General features: G+C 35.5%; 14 protein-coding genes and 1 tRNA gene. 9 read left to right on the forward strand and 6 right to left on the reverse strand.

The annotated features are described in order from the left end of the window. Window positions 1–881: 881 nt before the first annotated feature. Window positions 882–1196, forward strand: coding sequence for a helix-turn-helix domain-containing protein (locus NMK50_RS06730; protein ID WP_254769836.1), 315 nt, complete (start codon window positions 882–884; stop codon window positions 1194–1196). Here NMK50_RS06730 and NMK50_RS06735 read toward each other — a convergent pair. Then, complete coding sequence (locus NMK50_RS06735; RefSeq protein WP_254769837.1) at window positions 1120–1302, reverse strand: hypothetical protein; 183 nt, start codon at window positions 1300–1302, stop codon at window positions 1120–1122. The two genes, NMK50_RS06730 and NMK50_RS06735, sit on opposite strands and share 77 nt — an antisense overlap. Window positions 1303–2614: 1312 nt before the next feature. Between NMK50_RS06735 and NMK50_RS10625 the strand changes: the two genes are divergently transcribed. Continuing rightward, window positions 2615–2788, forward strand: coding sequence for a hypothetical protein (locus NMK50_RS10625; RefSeq protein ID WP_374112217.1), 174 nt, complete (start codon window positions 2615–2617; stop codon window positions 2786–2788). A gap of 174 nt (window positions 2789–2962) precedes the next feature. Here NMK50_RS10625 and NMK50_RS06740 read toward each other — a convergent pair. Then, a tRNA-Ile gene (locus tag NMK50_RS06740) sits at window positions 2963–3039 on the reverse strand. A 172-nt stretch (window positions 3040–3211) separates the two neighbouring features. Here NMK50_RS06740 and NMK50_RS06745 point away from each other — a divergent pair. Both NMK50_RS06745 and NMK50_RS06750 read left to right on the forward strand, forming a co-directional pair. Beyond that, window positions 3212–3946 (forward strand): SIMPL domain-containing protein, encoded by a 735-nt coding sequence (locus tag NMK50_RS06745; RefSeq protein ID WP_254769838.1) that lies wholly within the window; start codon window positions 3212–3214, stop codon window positions 3944–3946. A 386-nt stretch (window positions 3947–4332) separates the two neighbouring features. Continuing rightward, window positions 4333–5079, forward strand: coding sequence for an SIMPL domain-containing protein (locus tag NMK50_RS06750; protein WP_254769839.1), 747 nt, complete (start codon window positions 4333–4335; stop codon window positions 5077–5079). 1161 nt (window positions 5080–6240) lie between these two features. Here the strand turns inward: NMK50_RS06750 and rpoD are convergent. Both rpoD and dnaG read right to left on the reverse strand, forming a co-directional pair. Continuing rightward, window positions 6241–8253, reverse strand: a complete 2013-nt coding sequence (gene rpoD / locus NMK50_RS06755) for an RNA polymerase sigma factor RpoD (RefSeq protein ID WP_254769840.1) — start codon at window positions 8251–8253, stop codon at window positions 6241–6243. A 341-nt stretch (window positions 8254–8594) separates the two neighbouring features. Further along, the gene (gene dnaG / locus NMK50_RS06760) at window positions 8595–10532 is read right to left on the reverse strand and encodes a DNA primase (protein ID WP_254769841.1); all 1938 of its coding nucleotides are present in this window, start codon (window positions 10530–10532) and stop codon (window positions 8595–8597) included. 135 nt (window positions 10533–10667) lie between these two features. On the opposite strand from dnaG, the gene NMK50_RS06765 reads away from it, so the two are divergent. From NMK50_RS06765 to NMK50_RS06775, 3 genes are all read left to right on the forward strand, one after another. After that, window positions 10668–11885: a mechanosensitive ion channel family protein gene (locus NMK50_RS06765; protein WP_254769842.1), complete on the forward strand. Its 1218-nt coding sequence runs from the start codon at window positions 10668–10670 to the stop codon at window positions 11883–11885. Between the two features lie 70 nt (window positions 11886–11955). Continuing rightward, complete coding sequence (locus NMK50_RS06770) at window positions 11956–13653, forward strand: Na/Pi cotransporter family protein (protein WP_254769843.1); 1698 nt, start codon at window positions 11956–11958, stop codon at window positions 13651–13653. A gap of 627 nt (window positions 13654–14280) precedes the next feature. Next, window positions 14281–14532, forward strand: coding sequence for a GlsB/YeaQ/YmgE family stress response membrane protein (locus NMK50_RS06775; protein WP_254769844.1), 252 nt, complete (start codon window positions 14281–14283; stop codon window positions 14530–14532). 626 nt (window positions 14533–15158) lie between these two features. Here NMK50_RS06775 and NMK50_RS06780 read toward each other — a convergent pair. Then, the gene (locus tag NMK50_RS06780) at window positions 15159–16217 is read right to left on the reverse strand and encodes a phage DNA encapsidation protein (RefSeq protein ID WP_254769845.1); all 1059 of its coding nucleotides are present in this window, start codon (window positions 16215–16217) and stop codon (window positions 15159–15161) included. Window positions 16218–16406: 189 nt separating this feature from the next. On the opposite strand from NMK50_RS06780, the gene ubiC reads away from it, so the two are divergent. Further along, the gene (gene ubiC, locus NMK50_RS06785; RefSeq protein ID WP_374112165.1) at window positions 16407–16922 is read left to right on the forward strand and encodes a chorismate lyase; all 516 of its coding nucleotides are present in this window, start codon (window positions 16407–16409) and stop codon (window positions 16920–16922) included. A 1308-nt stretch (window positions 16923–18230) separates the two neighbouring features. After that, on the forward strand, window positions 18231–19427 hold the full coding sequence (gene carA, locus NMK50_RS06790) for a glutamine-hydrolyzing carbamoyl-phosphate synthase small subunit (protein ID WP_254769846.1): 1197 nt from the start codon (window positions 18231–18233) through the stop codon (window positions 19425–19427). 491 nt (window positions 19428–19918) lie between these two features. Here the strand turns inward: carA and NMK50_RS06795 are convergent, their stop codons facing one another. Beyond that, a complete protein-coding gene (locus tag NMK50_RS06795; protein WP_254769847.1) occupies window positions 19919–20080 on the reverse strand; it encodes a hypothetical protein in 162 nt (53 codons plus the stop codon). Window positions 20081–20749: the final 669 nt, after the last annotated feature.

Here is a 20749-nt window from a genome sequence, read left to right on the forward strand (position 1 = left end):
GTCATTACGAAAATCTTCATAGTCATAAACCTCTGTATTGCCATAAACTTTTGCCCTCCTATCAATCTTTGTATAGGCACAAAATAAAGCATCAACATAAATTTTAGAATTTTAAGAATCTTATAGTTATAAACTTGAATAATACTATAAATACAAACATTCACCGATCAATACATTACCATACACGCAAATGACACTGTAAATAGGAGATACAATATATCCATGCCATATCACACCGAGTGCTGCCACCACAAATAGGAATATCTTTATAAATCATAGTACCAGAAACCACACATTTATCTTTGATAAAAGATCAATCGCCTTTGTAATTAAAAATCCATTTATGCTCTATAAAATTACCAAAATCATTTTTTTAATATTTTTAACTCCTTTTAAACGTACACATATAAAACACCATCTGATTGTAATTTAATCTATTAAAAACAAAGAAAAAAAATCCTATACGCTCATGAACTCATTGTAATTTTTCTACAGCAACAATCCTTTTTTAAGGCCATAAAGCCTCTCTCTCATCGGCTCATCACCTTAATGCAGAAACTTCTTACAAATGCCAATGTTAGGGTATATCTTGATTTATAATAGTGCTGCGTATACTATTAGTGACATTTAATGAACACGTCAGGTGTATTTCCATCTTTGGTCATACACACTCATCCTGTCACAATCATGAAACTAAGCAACTATTTCTTATTGATTCAAATTTGAAAGTGTATGGGGACATTTTGTTATTAGTTAAAAACAACTCTATATCCTTCATAAGCGAAAAGCTACGCATGGATATTTTTACGCTCCTTGTATCATATATTCTGGATTCGCAACGTAATATTAACGCTATAGCGTAAATATGTAAAGGTCTAAAAATGACAAAGACTGAAAAAGATTGGTTCCAACGCTTAATTGAATTAATAAAAAGTGATGGACGCACAATGATTGAAATAAGCAAAGCAGCGGGCTGTGGACAAAATTACGTACAACAAATGATAAAAGGAGGGAAAAGACCCTCTGTAGATAAATTAATGGCTATTCTTAACACCCTCGGAAATGCTAGCGCCATATATGTCATAACTGGTTTTAACATCTCCGATGAAGATTTAAAACTCATCGCTTTGATTTCCTCTGGAGATAAAAAGAAGATTGAAGCTTTAAATATTCTCTTAACTGAGCAACATTTGTAGAATTTTCTACTATTCTCAATACCTCTTGCTTTTGAGCCGTAGAAAGGGCCTCCCATTTCACGATAATATCGGACAAAGCTGCTTCAAATTTTTCCTCGTTCTTCATAGTTATACTCCATGTCGTCACACTATATAACGCTAAAGCGTTGAAACATATCCCATACCCTAGAAAAAAATATTTGCAATAGACAGCAGTATGGAAGCAATTGCGCATAAGCTCATTTTATAACATTAGATAAAATTCTGTTGATTATGTACCATGATGAAACAGAAAACATCGCACGGTCCAAACCTTTTTATGATAAAATTGACACGACCACTTTTATCAACAACCTTAATAAGATTACTCAGATCTTGTGATTCGAACCAACAACTAATCGACGTAAAGATATCTCTGAAAATGCTGCTAACTTCTACGTGAAAGAATATGAAAAAGCTTATTTTGAAAAAAACATATAGCAGTTTTATTTTATACAGCACCAATGATATTTTTCAAACGATATCGCAAAATAAAAACACAACAAAGCGATATGGATAGCAGCGCTTCTTACGACCCTGTGATATGCTTTGCAAAAAGTTTGCCTTCTTTCCGAAACCACCCTTGAAATTGAGCTGAGAGATCCATTATAATCAAAAACGACAATACTTAAAAAGATACAATAGATAATCTCTAATCAGATCCAAACATAACTGACCGAGTATTTATAAAACGGAAAATTCACTTCTTCTTTCGACAAAATTTCAAACAATCGTTAACAGCTTTACATAAAAGAGAAGACTAATAATAAAGGTCTCTAAAACAAACACAGAAAAAAGTAAACTTTACACAAAACTCTAAATCTTATTAGAATAAGAATTAAAAAAGATCCTATAAATTCGCTCCTCGATGACAATGCAAACACCGATGAAACAGAATGAACAAATATCACTTAACAAAAAACATAAAAAAACGAATTGCATCTTGATAAAAGTACCTTGCATTTCATAAGAAGTATTCCTCATAAAGCAAGAAAAAACGTGTATTACAGTAAGAATTGAACAATGCAAAAAAAATACGCAAACACAATCACAAAAAATTTTCTGAAAACACGCAATAAGCTCTTAAAAGGACAATGAGTCAAAAGCTTTGAGGGAATCACCTAACAATCAGCTATAAATTTTTTTCTTAAAAAGAAAAAGAAATGATCAGCTTAGAAAAAGAAAACATCCATAAATGTGATTGTCCTTAATATATAGCACATGAATATCTGCAGAACTCTTCTTCTGTACAGACTTGAATCATAGTGAGACAGCTCAAATTGAACGAAAAGACACCGTAGCAAATAGCATTCACTAAAAAATAAAAAAACACTTTAAAACAAAATATTGTCTCGCAGATTTTATCTGAATCGATAAGAACCTGAAAGCACTCTATTGAGATAAAGTGTTTATTTTCTGGAAAAAGAAAAATAAATCCATCAAAGAAAATTTTAACATCCTGTTTTATGAAAAACATACTGCAGCAGAAAGGAAAAGAGCAATTCATGGGTAAAGAAAATGCATATAAGCTTAGCGCAGTTGCTACAACGCCACAAACGAAAGCCTTTTACTAGTTTTACTAGATTGATAAGAGCACCACCACTCCTCTATACAAAAGAGCAAAACCTTGCCTCACCATAGAGCAATTTAAAAACTACAAAAAGATTAAAAAATTCACGGTCGATAGAAAATAACTTAAAAACACAAAGGAAGTAAAATCTCAAGACCTCTCTACGAATTCTTTATGATGGTGGGCCTGGAGGGACTCGAACCCCCAACCAAGCGGTTATGAGCCGCTGGCTCTAACCAATTGAGCTACAGGCCCCACACAGATTGCTTTCCTCTAAACTAAAATGCCCTATGATACAAGGGCTGGATCGAATTATAATCCATATTTTTTCTTTTATCTATCGGTTTTTTTCTCTAGTACCCTAATTTCTTTACAAAAACTTCCAAAAATGAGAAAATAGTAAATTGATAAGTATAAAGGAGCAGATATGAAAAAAATAATTTTCCAACCGCTAAATCATTATAGTGTTAAAATAGCTATAGTAGCATTTGCACTGCTAACCGGTTCACTTCCCATAAATGCTGAAGAAAGCATAATGAAAAACGCAACGATTACAGTGACTGCAACTGGTGAAAGCCAAGCAACACCAGATATGGCAATTCTCAATCTCGCTGTTGTTACAGAAGACAAAACGGCCCAAAAAGCATTAACTGCCAATAATAAATCTATGAATGATATTGTAACTGCTTTTAAGAACAATGGAATCCAAGCAAATGATTTGCAAACATCAGGCTTGTCTATTTATCAAACGAGCTCCGATCAACATCGTGAAAAAAAGAATAATGAAAAATACTATCATGTTTCAAATTCTTTAACCGTACGCATTCGTGACCTCGCCAATGCGGGTAAAATATTTGATCAAGCGATGGCACTGGGTGTAAACTCAGTCAATGGCATTACCTTTACCAACGCCGATACAAAACCCTTTTATAAAGAAGCACGTCAAAAAGCTATCGCTGAAGCGATTGAAAAAGCTGAAACTATAGCACAAGCAGCAAACTTAAAATTAGGAAAAATCATCCAAATCAGTGAAAATAATAATAATTATCCAAGCCCACGCCTTATGAGCAGCGCAACACGTATAAGTTACGACAATACAAATTTCTCAGGAGGTGAATTAGGCTACAATGTTAGTGTGAACGTAGTCTTTTCCATAGACTAAATAACAACATTTCATAGATCGTTCCATGAAACAATCATATCACTGGCCTTCATAAAGAAGACCAGTGATATGGTGGAGATGATCTTCTTCAGACACTGATTTGTAAATTTTTATCTGTCAATGCATGGGGAATTGCACCTAATACATCGTCTGAAGATTCTTGACACTACACACTAGCTGATATCATCGGACACCATTTCTTTCATTAATCAGGTCGATAAGTGTAATCTTCTGATAGCCACAAACTCATTTTAGCTGCTGTAATAGATGACGCTAAATCTTCTCTTTATTTATCGCTTTTTTTTCAAAATGCTCTAATTTCTTTACAAGAATTCTTAAAAATGAGAAAATGATCATCCGTAAATATAAAGGAAGAAAGAAGAAACATGACAAAAACAATTTTTCAATCGTTGAATTATTACAAAGTTAAAATAGCTATGATAATGCTTGCTCTGCTAGCATGTTCATTCCCCATACACGCTGCAGAAAGTAAAACGAAAGATAGAACCATTACAGTTTCTGCGACTGGTGAAACCAGCGTAACACCGGATGTAGCAATCATCAACCTGGCAATTGTTACAGAGGACACCACAGCCCAAAAAGCATTAACTGCCAATAATAAATCTATGAATGATATTATAAACGCTTTTAAGAAAAATGGAATTCAAGAAAATGATTTACAAACATCAAACTTGAACATATATCCATATAACCCACATAATGAGCATAAAGATAATGAAAAAAAGACACATGAGAAACTGTATCGTGTATCACATTCTCTAACAGTATATATTCGTGACTTCGCCAATGCTGGTAAAATATTTGATCAAGCAATGGCGCTTGATGTTAAGTCGGTGAATAATATTTACTTTACCAATAACAATACAGAACCATTTTATAAAGAAGCACGTAAAAATGCTATCGCTAAAGCCATTGAAAAAGCTAAAACTATAGCGCAAGAAGCTAATTTAAAATTAGGAAAAATAATTACAATCAATGAAGGTAGTAATAATCACTATCCACGAGAACACCTTCGAAGTGGTTCAATAGAGGACGACTACGACAATACAAACCTTGCAGGAGGTGAATTGAGCTATGTTGTCAATATTACCATGGTATTTGATATAGAATAGACTATGTAGTCTTATCAATTGCTGCATGAAGCCATCAAGATCACTGGCTTTCACGCAGAAGACTTTATAATATTGGGGGGGGGATTCAGACGATGATTCCTTTATTTATCTTTGTAAATTTTTATCTGTCCATATACAGGAAATTGTTTTTTATACACTCACTGTCTAAAAATTCCTAGTACTAGCTGATTTCACAAAGATCTTTTCCCTAATTAATCAGAACCGATAAATACAGATTTTTGTAACAAACGGCCTATTTTAGCTGTCGCAACATCCAACACTATAATTTGAAACGATTATAACAATGGACATACCTATGATACCGCCAAGCCTCCTTATCTAAAAAAGATGGCAAGCAACACTGGTTACATAAATAAATATCACCCGTATCATCATCTTCTACTTTCTGTAAATAACAACATCTAATCCATGGCAGAAACCTTCCCACTCAGACATAGAAATTTCTTCTAACTTTTTTCATTTTCCAAAAGAGAACTTTTTTACTCATAAAATCAGGAATATTTTTTCTTTTTGGAATAAAAAATCTATGAAAAAGCAAAATAATAAAATTAGACCACATTACCTCTCAAGACAAGTTATCCAAAAACTTATTAAATAAAAAATATACCCTATCTTTAGCAAACACCCCATACGCAGAAAAATAATGCACCAAAATATCTATTGTAAACAAACATAAGAAACAACAAAATGTGCAAATCAAAATGTTTTACAAAATAAAATAATATAATCGGAATGAAATATCTAAACTTCTCCACATTCCCATAATTCGCTTGTGTGAATGCTTCTATAGTACAAAAAAAAGAATCATAACCAATAACAAGTTGACATCTCTCAACGTCAACTATTCTTAAATATGATATCTTCTAATAGACCTACTATCACACGCAAGACAATGCTTTCGATATCGTTCACTCCTTTGAGAAATCACCCTATAATTTTATTTCCACTATCGATTGCTTTTATAAACAGTAGCACAAATATCAAAGCCAAGAAAAATATTGGACACATAAGTTTTGCATGAATTGTTTAATACCCACTCGCCTTACCCCTCTTCAAAAAAATATTTCAAAAACGACACGATATGCTTTTTGTTCACACGCATCAAAAAGAACACATCTTTGAAAAGGTACAAGTCTCTTATTAAGAGTCAAGAAAACTACGCAATTTGCGTGAACGGCTTGGATGCTTCAACTTACGAAGCGCCTTTGCTTCAATTTGTCGAATACGCTCCCTTGTCACTGAAAATTGTTGCCCAACTTCTTCCAACGTGTGATCTGTATTCATCCCGATACCAAAACGCATTCGCAAAACACGTTCTTCACGTGGTGTTAATGAAGCAAGCACACGCGTCGTTGTATCCCGTAGATTTGCCTGAATAGCTGCATCAATCGGCAATAATGCATTTCTATCCTCAATAAAATCGCCCAAATGCGAATCATCTTCATCACCTACAGGTGTTTCAAGTGAAATGGGCTCTTTTGCAATTTTAAGGACTTTTCGTACTTTTTCTAACGGCATAGAAAGTTTGCTAGACAATTCTTCTGGTGTAGGCTCGCGTCCAATTTCATGGAGAATCTGTCGTGATGTACGAACAATTTTGTTAATTGTTTCAATCATATGAACAGGGATACGAATAGTACGTGCCTGATCAGCAATAGAACGAGTAATTGCCTGACGAATCCACCATGTTGCATAAGTTGAAAATTTGTATCCACGGCGATATTCAAATTTATCCACGGCTTTCATCAAGCCAATATTTCCTTCTTGAATAAGATCAAGAAACTGCAAACCACGATTAGTGTATTTTTTTGCAATTGAAATGACGAGACGAAGATTAGCTTCTACCATTTCTTTTTTAGCAATTGTTGATTCGCGTTCACCTTTTTGCACCTGCGTAACAATGCAACGAAATTCGCCAATTGAAATAGCGGTTTCTTGTGCAAGATTTTGTATTTCGCTACGCAACCTTTGAATTTCTTTTGCTTCACGCCTTGAGAATTCTTTCCACCCCGATCCTGGTAAAGTCGCAACATAATTTACCCAATCGGCATCTAATTCACGTCCTTGATATTCTTTTAAAAAATCCTCATGACCAATACCATAACTATTAGCAACCCGCTTCAGCTTACCCTCATTATGAATAAGTCTCTTATTGATGTCATAAAGTTGCTCAACCAAAGATTCGATACGATTTTGGTTCAACGAAAGGGATTTTACGGCTTGAACCAACTCACCCTTTAATTGCATATATTTTTTTCTCTGAGACGGTGTAAGAGCGCCCTCTTTACGCTCTGCCAAACTGCTCTCAACATGCTGATCTTGTAGTTTCCGCAATTTTATATAAGTCTGCGCAATAAAATCCAATGTTTCCATGACTTGAGGACAGAGTTCATTTTCCATTGCAGCAAGTGACAAATTCGCTTCGTCATCATCTTCATCCTCGTCCTCAGTGTTTCTCTCTCCAGCAATTCCCTCCATATTACGTATGCTAGAAGATATTTTTTCCTCTTTTATCTTATCAACTTCACTTCGCTCAACAATAGGAGCCTGCTTTGCCTCGGGACCAGCATAAGTCATTTCAAGATCAATAATTTCACGAAGAAGGATACGCTGCTCTCTCAATTCTTCCCGCCAAATAATGAGGGCTTGAAAAGTCAAGGGGCTCTCACAAAGCCCTGCAATCATTGTCTCCCGCCCTGCTTCGATACGTTTGGCAATAGCAATTTCGCCTTCCCGCGACAGCAACTCAACAGCACCCATTTCACGTAAATACATACGCACGGGATCATCCGTACGATCTGTAATTTCACGCTTGTTCGTTGTCGTTGCGATCGCGTGACTAGAAGCCTCGACGAGATCTCCGCCCTCTACTGTAACTTCTTCTACATCAGGTTCAGAATCGATTTCATCTTCATCGTCGACAACATTAATACCCATCTCAGAAAACATCGCCAAGATATCTTCAATTTGTTCAGACGTAACCTCTTCAGATGGAAGAACTGCATTCAGTTCGTCCATCGTCACATAACCATTTTTTTTAGCAAGCTTAACCATTTTCTTAATGGCGTCATCAGAAAAATCAAGAAGAGGGCTATCCAAACTCGCTTGGCTTATTACTTCCACATTATCTTTCTGTTTAACCTTTGTTGCCATACCGTAACTCCACTTGATCACTTCACAGCCTTCACGTGACCAGCTTTTCCCGTTCTTACCTAACGTCTCTAAACTTCTCCGATATATACTTCCTCTGAGAGAAGATTGCTACCGGAAAGAAGACACTTTGTATACGCATTTCACTCACACAAAAACGCGGGAAAACTCCAGAAGCTTCCCCGACACCTCTCAGCTTTTCTGAGATAATCTCTGTAGCATATTGTTAAGAACCAATTTCCCGCTTTTCCTAAAATTTAATCGTCATTCTTTATAAAAATGTTTCTCTACATAAAATTCCTCATTTTAAGCCTTAGGTGACTGATTCGCATCAAAAAAGCGAATCATTTTATCGTATCTTGGTTATTCCCGTCTATTTTTTCGTCCAACCAACTTCCAAATCCTTCAATTAATGCTTCTGTCGCTTGCATCTGCTGTAATTCACTTTTTATTTCACGAAGCAGATTAAAGACCTCACTGTTAGGATTCTCTACAAGTTGCTCTTCAATATCTTGTAATCTCTTATGTAGGTGGTGTTCTTGAAGATGCAAGTAGAGAGCCTGTTTTAATATAGCACGAGCATCTTCTATCGGAGCTCCAATAAAAACCGTGCGCATACCAACATGTTGCACAAGATGTTTCATACGTTCTAACAGAGCTTTTTGCCCTTTTTCTTCTAAAAGCGCAATCATTGTCTCTTTATCATGAAGTTGCTGGTTCCCAAGAATTTCCAACATCGATTGATGGAAACAAACCAATTGCGTATTTTGTAACGCCAGTTCAGCAAGAACTTCAAAATTTTCATACCATAATTCAGGATAGTACGCTAAAATCAATAAAATAACGGCTTCACGCAGTGGAATAGATTGTGACGAATGACGCACGATGTCAGAATTTGCCAAAACAGAAAAAGACGGATCTTTCAACATTCTATTTTGGGAAAGCTGTTGAGAGCGCCCTGTACCTTTTTTTTTCGAAAAATCGGGACGAAAAAAATCAAAAAGTCGTTTTTTTATATCTTGCAAATAATAACGGCGTATATCATCATCCTTAATCGTGAAAATTTGTTGTTTCAGTTGTTTTTCTAGCGCTGCCCGTGCTTCTGGAGTTTCAAAATTCTTTCCATAAGCAGCACGCCACCACAAAAGCTCAATCAATGGAATTGCTTTTTGCAAAAAGGAAGAAAAAAGTTGTGCACCACCAGCAGAAACAATTTCATCTGGATCCTGCCCCTGTGGCAATAAAACAAAGCGTATAGAAACCCCTGCCTTCAAAAGCGGCAAAACGCGATCAGCAACACGAAAAGCAGCTTTTAAACCAGCCTCATCACCATCGAAACACAAAATAGGCTCAGTCCCCATTTGCCATAAAAGCCCAATTTGCTCTTCCGTTATTGCTGTCCCCAAAGGTGCTACCACGCCTTCAAAACCAACTTTTGTCAACGCAATCACATCCATATAACCTTCAACAACTAGGAGTGAATGGATCTTTTCATCGCCAACGAAGCGACTATTTTTGCGAGCAGCTGCTGCATTATAAAGAATATTTCCTTTATGAAACAGCACTGTTTCAGGACTATTGAGATATTTTGCTGGTGCATCTTTTTCTAACGCACGCCCTCCAAACGCCACTACACGTCCGCGTAAATCCTCAATGGGGAACATAATACGATTTCTAAATCGATCATAGGAAATTGTATTATCTTCACTCGATTTAAGAAGTCCACAATCTTCCATTTGCTTGATGGAAATACCACGCGCACTTAAAGCATCCTTCAAAGCAGTACGTTTCCCTGGAGCAAAACCAATTCGAAAACGCTCTGCAAGCTTTGGCGATACCCCCCGTGCATCAAGATAACGACGTGCATTGACACCGCTTTTATCATGTAAGCTCTGTTGAAAAAATTCCGTAGCAATTTTCATAACATCATAAAGATCAGCCTTTTCCATTTGACGCTTAAAACTTTGTGGATCAGAATGAGGTAATTTTATCCCCGCAAAATCAGCCAAACGTTCTACGCTTTCTGAAAAGTGCAATCCATCAAGCTCACAAAGAAAAGTAAAAATATCACCACTCACACCACAGCCAAAACAATAATAGCGTCCTTTACGATCATCACAATGAAAACTTGGAGTCTTCTCACCATGGAATGGGCAACAGCACCAAAAGTCTCCTCGCGAAGGTTTGCTTTTCTTGGAATCAAATGTCACCCTTTGACCAATAACTATCGAAATTGGTAATCTCGTGCGGAGATCATCAAGAAAATCGGGTGAAAAGCGCATTATCTCTCACAAAGTTTTAAAATTCTTTTTTGCATATTTAACCACTTTAGAGCATAATTCCAATACTTCCTGTTAAACGATTGAACATTTTTAAAGGTTCAGCCGTATATTTTTCAAAAATGGAGAGTAAATAAAGTGATAAAATTTCTTGTTCAATATCCTTTGCTAGAATCAATTGTTTGGCTCATTATTCTTATTATCATTGCGCTTTTAGTCAATTTTTTAGCACGAAGTCTGCTCTTTCATGGAGCAAAGAGGCTCTCTTCCTTCCTTCCTAAAAAGACCTCCGTTGATATTGAGTCTACCATTCGATATATAGCAAATATTATTGCGGCCTTTATCCTCTCAATTGGCATCAATTTTATCCCAACACTCCCTGAGGCCCTTAACACTATTATCGGCAATGTTGCTAACGCCTTCATTATTTTTGTGGTCGCCCTAGCAATTTCTTCTCTCCTTAATGTTATTAATATCCTCTATGAACAACAGCCAACGGCGCGTTTAAAACCAATAAAGGGTTACATTCAAATCGCCAAAATTGCGCTTTTTACTGTAGCAGCAATTCTCATGGTAGCGACATTAATTGACCGCTCACCGCTTATCCTTCTCTCCAGTCTTGGTGCAATGGCCGCTGTTCTCATGCTGATTTTCCAAGATACGCTTCTTTCTCTGATTGCAGGCATCCAAATTTCATCCACCGATATGGTACGTGTTGGTGATTGGATTCAAATCCCTAGTCTCGATGTAGACGGCGATGTCACTGAAATTGCACTTCATACCGTTAAAGTTCAAAATTTTGATAAAACAATCACAACTGTCCCCATCCGTAAACTCGTAACTGACCCTTTTAAGAATTGGCGTGGAATGGAAGAAGCAGGTGGACGACGGATTAAACGGTCCCTCTTTATTGATCAATCAAGTATCCGCTTTCACACAGAAGAAGAACAAAAATATCTTTCTAGATTTAATTTGTTAGAAAATTATTTCACACAAAAAATACCAGAAATCGATCAATGGAATACGCAATTAGACAAAAATCATGACGTGTTAGCCAATACTCGCCGTTTAACCAATATTGGAACATTCCGTGCTTATGTTTTTGCTTACTTAGAAAACCATAGCAACATTGAACAAAATATGACTCTCATGGCACGACAATTACCTCCTACACCTGATGGTTTACCTTTGGAAATTTATTGTTTTACCAATACAACTGTTTGGCTAGAGTACGAACAAATTCAATCTGATATTTTCGACCACCTTTATTCCATTCTCCCTAGTTTTGGTCTAAAGATTTTTCAAAATCCAAGCGGCTATGATTTTCGTCATCTATTAGAAACAAAAGAAAAGTAGAAAAATGGACCTCAAATTATAATTTTTTTAAACCAACACTCTTTATAACAACAAAGAAAGAGAAAGTATCATGAATAGTTCATTGGTACTCCTTCATCTTGCCGGCGCTATTTCTTTACTTCTTTGGGCCACACGCATGGTCCGCACAGGCGTTGAACGTGCTTATGGTGATAGACTGAAATATAAAATGCGTCACGTCATTTCCAAACCCTTGTTTGCTGTAAGTTTTGGACTTTTTTCAGCGATGATTTTACAAAGCTCTACAGCAATCACACTCCTTGTTGGTTCTTTTGTTGAATCTGGTTTTGTCTCCGGTATAGCAGGACTGATGGCTGTCCGTGGAGGAGAATTAGGATCAGCATTCGTTGTCAAAATTCTTTCCTATGACCTTACTATTGTTGTGCCCCTGTGCCTTTTAATTGGCACATGTATCTTCATGACGACTGAAAAACGTGAATGGCGTCAAGTAGGGCGTATTGTCATTGGTATTGGCCTGTTGATTTTATCTTTACAAATGATAAGCGCAGCCACAGAGCCTTTACGTGATAGCGCTCTTTTACCTAGCATCATTCATTATCTTTCAACCGATCCTGTTTCTACTTTTTTGTTGGCAGCAGCACTTACCTATCTCTTACATTCATCCATTGCAGGGATTATTTTGCTGGTCAATTTCGCTAACTACGGTCTTATCCACGCTCAACTCTGTGTTGTCATGGTCCTTGGCGTTAATTTTGGTTCCTCTCTTATAGCACCACTTTTAACACGCAATGCCCCCCCTAATGCTCGCCTCGTTCCCTTGGGGAATTTACTCATGCGTGGTGCTGGTTCTATCCTAATCCTTGTCTTATTTCTCTCCTTTCAACCACCTATCACGTGGCTTGGCAATACCCCCTCTACTCAAGTTATTAATGCCCACATCATTTTTAACGTTTTTATTCTCCTTGCAAGCATACCACTCTCTCAATCGGTTTTAAAACTAACCACTAAAATTGTCCACGTAAGTACAAAAAAAACGCAAAACGATAAAACGCTGAATTTATCTGATCAAACAGCCCTTGATGATAGCGTTCTTGAACGTCCAACTTTAGCGCTTTCTAATGTCATGCGAGAAGTTATCCATATTTGCGACCTTGTGGATATCATGCTAGAAAAAATCATGGGACTTTATGAAAAACCTGATCCCGATATCATCCGTGAGCTTAACCAACTGAACGTCATATTGGATAAAAAGCATATCGCAATCAAACTTTATCTCGCACAATTAGCTGGACAAAAATTATCTGATGAGCAAGCCCTTCAAACACAAGAGCTTTTAGGTGCTTGTATAAAATTAGATCAAGCAGGAGACATCATTATCCATAATATGCTTATGCTCGTGAAAAAGAAACAACAAAAAGGCCTACAATTTAGTAGTGATGGATGGAATGACCTCCTGCGTTTCCATAGCATTGTTCTAGCCAATGCGCATATTGCCTTTAATGTTCTTGTTTCGCGGGATACCCACACCGCGCGTTTACTGGTGCAGAAAAAAGATCAACTCCGAAACTTAGAAAAAGAGATGAGCTTAAAGCATTTTAAACGCCTTCGTGAAGGTGATCTTAAAAACATAGAGTCGTCCAGCCTTCATCTCGACACTGTACGCGATTTGAAACAAATCAATTCTCTTTTAACCTCAATGATCTATCCAATTTTAGAAGCACAAGGACTTCTCCAAAGTTCCCGCCTACAAAATTCTGCTGAACAACAAACAGCGAAACCTTCATCTTGAAAACATTTGAACAATAAACACATCACATCGGTTATTGCATTTTACGTCTTTAAATGTCTTAACCAAATCAAATACTTTCAAAAAACACACCACTCCAAAGCACTAAGCAAAGAAATACACCATAAGAGATATAAACTTTCATCTGTTTGCAAAAAGGATACTTTTAAAAGACTTAACAAACAAAATGGTTTGTAAAAAATTGAAACAACACCATTTTTAAATATCAAGTAAAGTATGACTGATATCAGATAAGCAAATGCCCTTTCAAAATTTTTGAGTGTCTATTTTCTTGTTGCTTGAAGCAACTCATTTTCATTTTTTGAAAATTATTATAGAAATTGACAATAAATATCCTCATAAATACAGTTTTTATATTCTCAAAATACTTTTTCTTTATGTAAAACGATTGCGCATTTCAGCAATTTTGGGTATTATCGAGGGAGTGGTGTGTATTGGTGCTTTGATAGATATAATATTACACATGTAAAATGTTTGCACGGATTTAAAAAGCAGCAAAGTAACTATAACAAAGTTTTTAGCAGAAGTATCCCTCCTCAAAGTAAAAAAGTTAAGTCTTGATCTTTATAAAGCTTACCCTAGTTAAAATTTAGGCAAAGGAGAATATAAATGGAAGACGCAAATATCGGCTGGATTGCAGCTATTATTATCGGCGGCCTTGCAGGTTGGGCTGCCCAATATTTTATGAAAAGCCAAACTGGAGTATTTCTAAACATTATCTTAGGAATTATTGGAGCCGCATTAGCCAGTTTTGTTTTCAGCCTTTTAGGTGTAAGCTTTTCTGGGTGGGTTGGCTATCTCATTTCAGGTTTTATAGGGGCCTGCGTTCTGATATGGATAGGAAGAAAAGTCCGCTCATAAGACATTATTTTTAAAAGGCAATTTTGATGCTCAATGAAAAAATGAGGGATTTTTGCCATAGCCCTTAAAATCTTAGTCAACGGGTAAGTGATGGTGAGATGCTCAAGCAGTGTTCTTTATACATCACTATCCCTTTTGGTCATTATCTCATCTATTTTAGCCTTCTCTCACTTCATTGTTAAATGAAAAAAACAAAAGCTTTCATAAGCTATCCTCCTCCCCCAATCCGTTAAAATCTCTTTATACTAGCAGAAATAACGCTGTTTTTTGAGTACAAAATTTACTTGTTTCATTTTTTATAATTCACGTTTAAATATCACTGTTTGTAACCTCTGATTACTCAAATACTATTGCCTATACTCAAATTATTAGAATTAGATTGGAAAAGATAATATCTACCCTATTTTTCTTTCAATTTTTTTATTAAAATTTAATAATAACAATAATTATTTGCATAAAAAATGATTTATAATTGTAAATCAAAGAAGAAAGCGAAATGTTACATTTTATTTTAAAATAAACCAAAAATTATTTTTTATAAATCAGGAAAAATAATATACTTATTGTATATATTTATTTACTTTATGTGAATATTTGATTTATTGATGTATATTATTTCATAATAGTCAGACCTTTTTAATAAAAGGTTCCATAGCTCTTTTTACATCCGGTGTATTAAAATAAACATCACCTTCTCTAATAAATTTAGCTAACTGTTTTAAATGGAAATCTTTTGAAATTTTTCCTTTAATTGCATTTTCATACAAAACATCATTATCTATACTATATGTAATATATCCGTCAATTCTCCCCTTTTTGATGAATAGTTTTTCATTTGCAAAAAATACAGCTAACTCTCGCCCATCTATAATAAGATTAATGAATGGCTTTTTATGTACAGATTTCATCTTGTCTACAAAAGTAAAATCGTCTTTAAGAAGGGTGTTTGCTAGAACGGGTGCACTATAATTTATGTTTCTAATTGACCTTGCAAAACGAGTATTTAATTTTTTTTCTAAAAATTCTTTTCCTACAGTATGGCCTACTAGAATACTCCGAGAGCTATAATGAGTAAATTCATTATTTTCATGATCATATAATTCAAAAAAATCAAAATAAGGATTAGATCTTGAATTACTGCTTCCAAGACATATTACTCTACCATCATTACGGTTTTTGAAAACAGTTTCACATAAGCTCACTAATTTTTGTGGTTCATCTCTTAAATACCTATTATTTTCACAAATATATTCCTCGAATATAATAGTTTTAACGTTTGGAAATGCGTTCTGTTTGTACTGATGCACTAAAGATAAAGGTATGAGGTAACCACATATTTTATCATGTTTAGGCTTAGTTACAGGAGTTTTTTTGTAACTCTTACTCCATTTCACTCTTTCCAAATTATTTAAATGCGTTTCTGGATTATAAATAATACAATCACCTTTACATCTAAACTCAAATGGCCTGAGTATTCCCTCATTTTTTAAAGAACTAAATAAGCCATCTGCTATTCTTCCTATTTCTGCTTTTGTGCGTCTTACATAGATAAATTCTTCATTTCTTTTTTTATAGGCATTACAAACGAATTTTAAGGTACTAAATGTTTTTCCCAATCTCCTGTTGCTATCAAGAAAATTCCACAGTGCATTATATGAAAGAGCTTTAGATAAATCATAAAACATGATATTTGACCTTTTTTCATGGAAATAAAACTCATCATGTAATTTTCATATCTCCTCTTTTAAATAGCTCTTATATCTTTTTTCCGTTTAAAATCTTGCTGCCTTTACATTTCTACATTATAATGGAAATGTTTATTTTTATCACCTAGCATATCACATGGAACACGGTTTTGGATATGGAGTAAGATAATGTCTGAATCCCGAGATTCCATCTTACCGCCTTTAAAGTGGCTATCTGATCAAGATCCTCCGATACCAGAGAATGCCCATGATTGGCTCATGGAAACAGGCTCAATGACGCTTCGATTGAAAAAATACTGTACCTCCATACGAGTTGAACCAAAACGTGAATGTTTCATTACACGGGATAAACTGAAAGAAGAAGCACAACATCTCCCTGATAGCCCACGTTACTGGTTACGCGAAGTCATATTGATGGGTGACAATCAGCCTTGGCTTCTTGGACGCACTGTAATCCCGCAAGAAACTTTCTGCGAACACAATCAAGCGCTCATGCATTTGGGCACAAAACCATTGGGACACTATCTGTTTAACAATGGAAACTTAACCCGCGATTTCATTCATATTGGCCAACAAGGCGCACTGTGGGCACGCCGTTCACGTTTGCGATTACAAGACAAACCATTACTGCTAACCGAATTGTTTTTAACGGCTTCACCGCTTTACACAACAAATCCCGCATAAGTCGAAGAAAAGAATATCTTAAAGAAGAACATGACATAAAATAGATGGTAAATGTCTACGTTGTTCATTAACAAAAAACACGCATTTTCTTACTTTAACAAACGAATTTTACGGTGTTTTTTCTAATGGATATGACTTCATAGCGTTAGACTACGTGCCTTGTTTAAGACAATACATTGATTTATAAGGAATCATTTATCTTTCCGCCTATTAAATGAGCCTCCGAATATTGTAAAATTCTCTCATCTCAAATCCTTTCATTTTGAATCAAATGAAATCATGTTTGCACGTCACAAATGAGGTTGGCGTATGAGTAAAAACTTTAAAGAAAGAAGTAAAAAGGCCTTTTATGAATTGTCTAAATACCAAGAGCTATTGCAACATTGAGGTCTTGTAAATAGAACGATGGTATCGGCTTACACCTTCACAAACATAAAGATGGTAGTGTTAAAAGGCTTTTACGCTATACAGTCCATGGACGCCGTCGTGAAATGGGCTTGGACACCTTCAAAAAGGTCTCTTAAAAAAACTCGTGAATGTGCAACACAATGACATTTTGTTTTACATGAGGGTCGTGACCCCATTAAAGAATCACTGATGATAATGACAGCGGCATTTTGTTGCTCGATAGAATTTGCTACAATTTTTTACAAATTTTAGAAAATTTCTTTTCTTTGTAGAAGATTCCCTTAGCAAGACCATCTGACACAGATCACTTAATCTCCTATATTTTCTTGTACTAAAACTAAAGAAAGAACTCATTTTACTAACATCTCAGCAAATTAATGGACAAGAAATTTATAAATAACCATCCTTTTTTCTAGCGATTCTAAGAAAAAAAATCTTTATAAACACGCATTGCCCCCTACTTTTATTTCGTCATTTCAACTAAAACAAATTGTCTATGATAGCTTCCCACTTCTTGTTTTTTTCACAATGGTAAAAAAAATTACAATCTCTAACCCAGCAATTTACGAAACAAAGTATGGCAAGATAGACACTTTTCTGCACCTCCAAAATAAGCATTTTATTGCCCAATCAACCTGGTCAAACAATGAAAATTATCCTCATTCTATCCAATGAGAAAAGCTTCTACTCAGTCATCCTTATAGATCTTACATTACATGATAAAAAATAATAAATATCGGGATTTTAGAAAATTCAAAAACAGGACTTTACCTCTTCGTAGAATATACCTATACTCTCTTTCTCAAGCACAACATTGTAAACAATATATACAAAAGCTGTGATGCTTTTGTGTAACGTTGGTTGTTTCTATCTTTTAGAAATCAATCGTGAGCACACACTATGACACAAACTATCCCCTCTCGCGATCCTTGGCGCGTAAAGAAACCTACAGCCCTCTTAATCTTAGCTGATGGAACGGTTATTGAAGGAAAAGGTGTAGGTGCTACAGGCATTGCTGAAGGTGAAGTTTGTTTCAACACCGCTATAACAGGCTATGAGGAAATCCTCACAGACCCATCATATACGCAACAAATTATCAATTTCACTTTTCCTCATATAGGAAATGTAGGAACAAACAGCGAAGATATCGAAGATCTCACGCCTATCAACTGTCATGGTGCCGTCGGTGCTCTTTTCAAAGCCGACATTACACGCCCCTCAAACTATCGTGCAAATAAAAATCTCGATCAATGGCTTAGAACACGTAAAATTATTGCACTTTGCGGCATTGATACACGTGCACTCACCATTCTTATCCGAGAAAAAGGTGCACAAAATGCTATCATTGCACATGATCCTGATGGGAATTTTGACATCCCCTCATTAAAGAAGCGTGCTCAAAAATGGTCTGGTCTTATTAATCTTGATCTCACAAAAGAAGTCACATCTCAATCATTAAGGCAATGGAGTGAAAAGCCATGGATATGGAATAAAGGGTATCATACAAATAATGTGCATAATCTTCATATCATAGCAATCGACTATGGCATTAAGCGCAATATTCTCCGTCTTATGGCTACACAGAATGCACGCATTACCATCGTGCCGGCACACACAAATGCAGAAGAAATTCTAGCAATGAACCCTGATGGTATTTTTCTTTCAAATGGTCCAGGTGATCCAGCAGCGACAGCGCAATACGCTGTTCCAACGATTAAAACATTAATTGAGCATAATTTACCACTTTTCGGTATATGCCTTGGTCATCAACTTTTAGCTCTCACTCTTGGAGCAAAAACCATAAAAATGCATCAAGGACATCATGGTGCTAATCATCCTGTTAAAGATCTTAACACTGGAAAAGTTGAGATTGTATCAATGAACCATGGTTTTGCCGTAGATACTAGCTCTTTACCGCCCCATGTCCAAGAAACGCATATTTCCCTCTTTGATGGTTCAAACTGTGGCATTCGCATGATTGGAAAACCAGTTTTCTCTGTTCAACATCATCCCGAAGCTTCCCCAGGCCCACAAGACAGTCATTATCTCTTTCAACATTTTAACGATCTTATCATGAATTATAAAAAGATTGCTTAATTAAAATGCTTTTCTTTTCAATTTTTCCCCTTAAATGGTATCTTTCATTTCGTGAAAACATATTATTTTTCAGGATAGAGTATACCTACTTCTAGAGTGCACAAGTTTTATTGACCTCATAAAGCTTGAAAATGTATTCTTATCAATAAAGATCTCAAAGAATGCATTTATCCACAAAGCAAAAACAGTCATTATAACAATAAACGCACCAAAGCTTCCTATAAAAGAAGCACCCAAAAAATGAAAAATCACATTTTCATATGTAAATTGTTCAAAAAGAAATAAATAAAAAAGAAAACCCAATATTAAGCTTGGTGAAACGACAAACGCCATCGCTCCCTGCAAGTCTTCTAATGGATTTACTGAAGACCTATTGTAAAACAATAGCGTGCATCGGAACATGAATAAAATATCGCAGCATGGTACCCAAAAACTAAGGCAACCATCCAGCCTCGAGTTACAAATTCACACGCTTTTTTAAGAAACATTTCTTAAAGCACCCAAGGCCATTTCACAACAGCGTCTATAAGTGGTATAGTGCAAAAACCATTGTGCATCACCATCTTTAGATTGATAAAGAAGTAAGCCAACACCATCATACTCTTTTTGCCAACTCCAAATGTTGTGGCAACCATCGCATTAAGACGATTCATAAGAGGTATTTTTACTCCTTTCTAAACGTTTTTTACCCACACAAACCCTACTTTTAACATACAGAAACATGATTTTAATTGCTTCAAAATGAGAGGGTTTAAAATGAAAGAATCTTACAATATTCAGAGTTCTCCTTCAACAGGCAAAACGATACATTATCTTTATAAATCAGTGTATTGTAAACATATAGCCAAAAAGAACAACCAATGCAAACAAAAAACCTAAATCGCAATATGCCAATTGCTCTATCGTTTAGCAAAATAAGGCTCAATAAAAGCTATCGCAATAATCTGATCTATACCGAAGTCACTATAAGATAATCCTATAGACAACATATTCCAATCGTAGTGTTCTTTAGCAATGAAAGCCCAAATGCTTGGTCATACAAATTCCGCAAGCCAATAAAGAAAAAAACAAAACTGCCAAAGAGCTTTTGGATATTATCTAGGTTGAAAATGCACCTAAAGAATGTGCAAATTTCATATCAAAAGAGCGCCTATTGCATAGAAAAAGCATTTCTATAAGAGTGCAAATATTGATTTATAAACATAATTTATCATTTCGCTTGTTAAATGAAACTATCAAATATTGTAAGATTTTCTTATTTCAATCCTGCTTATACTCAATGAATCAAAATCACTTAATTTACACGTCACAAGCAGAGGTAA

The sequence above is a fragment of the Bartonella harrusi genome (assembly GCF_024297065.1).
GTDB classification, from domain to species: domain Bacteria; phylum Pseudomonadota; class Alphaproteobacteria; order Rhizobiales; family Rhizobiaceae; genus Bartonella; species Bartonella harrusi.

Coding starts and splice junctions, on each gene's coding strand:
- NMK50_RS06745 (WP_254769838.1), top strand. CDS start 3,212: ATGAAAAAAATAATTTTCCAACCGCTAAATCATTATAGTGTTAAAATA.
- dnaG (WP_254769841.1), bottom strand. CDS start 10,532: ATGCGCTTTTCACCCGATTTTCTTGATGATCTCCGCACGAGATTACCA.
- NMK50_RS06735 (WP_254769837.1), bottom strand. CDS start 1,302: ATGAAGAACGAGGAAAAATTTGAAGCAGCTTTGTCCGATATTATCGTG.
- NMK50_RS06795 (WP_254769847.1), bottom strand. CDS start 20,080: ATGAATCGTCTTAATGCGATGGTTGCCACAACATTTGGAGTTGGCAAA.
- NMK50_RS06750 (WP_254769839.1), top strand. CDS start 4,333: ATGACAAAAACAATTTTTCAATCGTTGAATTATTACAAAGTTAAAATA.
- NMK50_RS06770 (WP_254769843.1), top strand. CDS start 11,956: ATGAATAGTTCATTGGTACTCCTTCATCTTGCCGGCGCTATTTCTTTA.
- ubiC (WP_374112165.1), top strand. CDS start 16,407: ATGTCTGAATCCCGAGATTCCATCTTACCGCCTTTAAAGTGGCTATCT.
- NMK50_RS06730 (WP_254769836.1), top strand. CDS start 882: ATGACAAAGACTGAAAAAGATTGGTTCCAACGCTTAATTGAATTAATA.
- NMK50_RS06780 (WP_254769845.1), bottom strand. CDS start 16,217: ATGTTTTATGATTTATCTAAAGCTCTTTCATATAATGCACTGTGGAAT.
- rpoD (WP_254769840.1), bottom strand. CDS start 8,253: ATGGCAACAAAGGTTAAACAGAAAGATAATGTGGAAGTAATAAGCCAA.
- carA (WP_254769846.1), top strand. CDS start 18,231: ATGACACAAACTATCCCCTCTCGCGATCCTTGGCGCGTAAAGAAACCT.
- NMK50_RS06775 (WP_254769844.1), top strand. CDS start 14,281: ATGGAAGACGCAAATATCGGCTGGATTGCAGCTATTATTATCGGCGGC.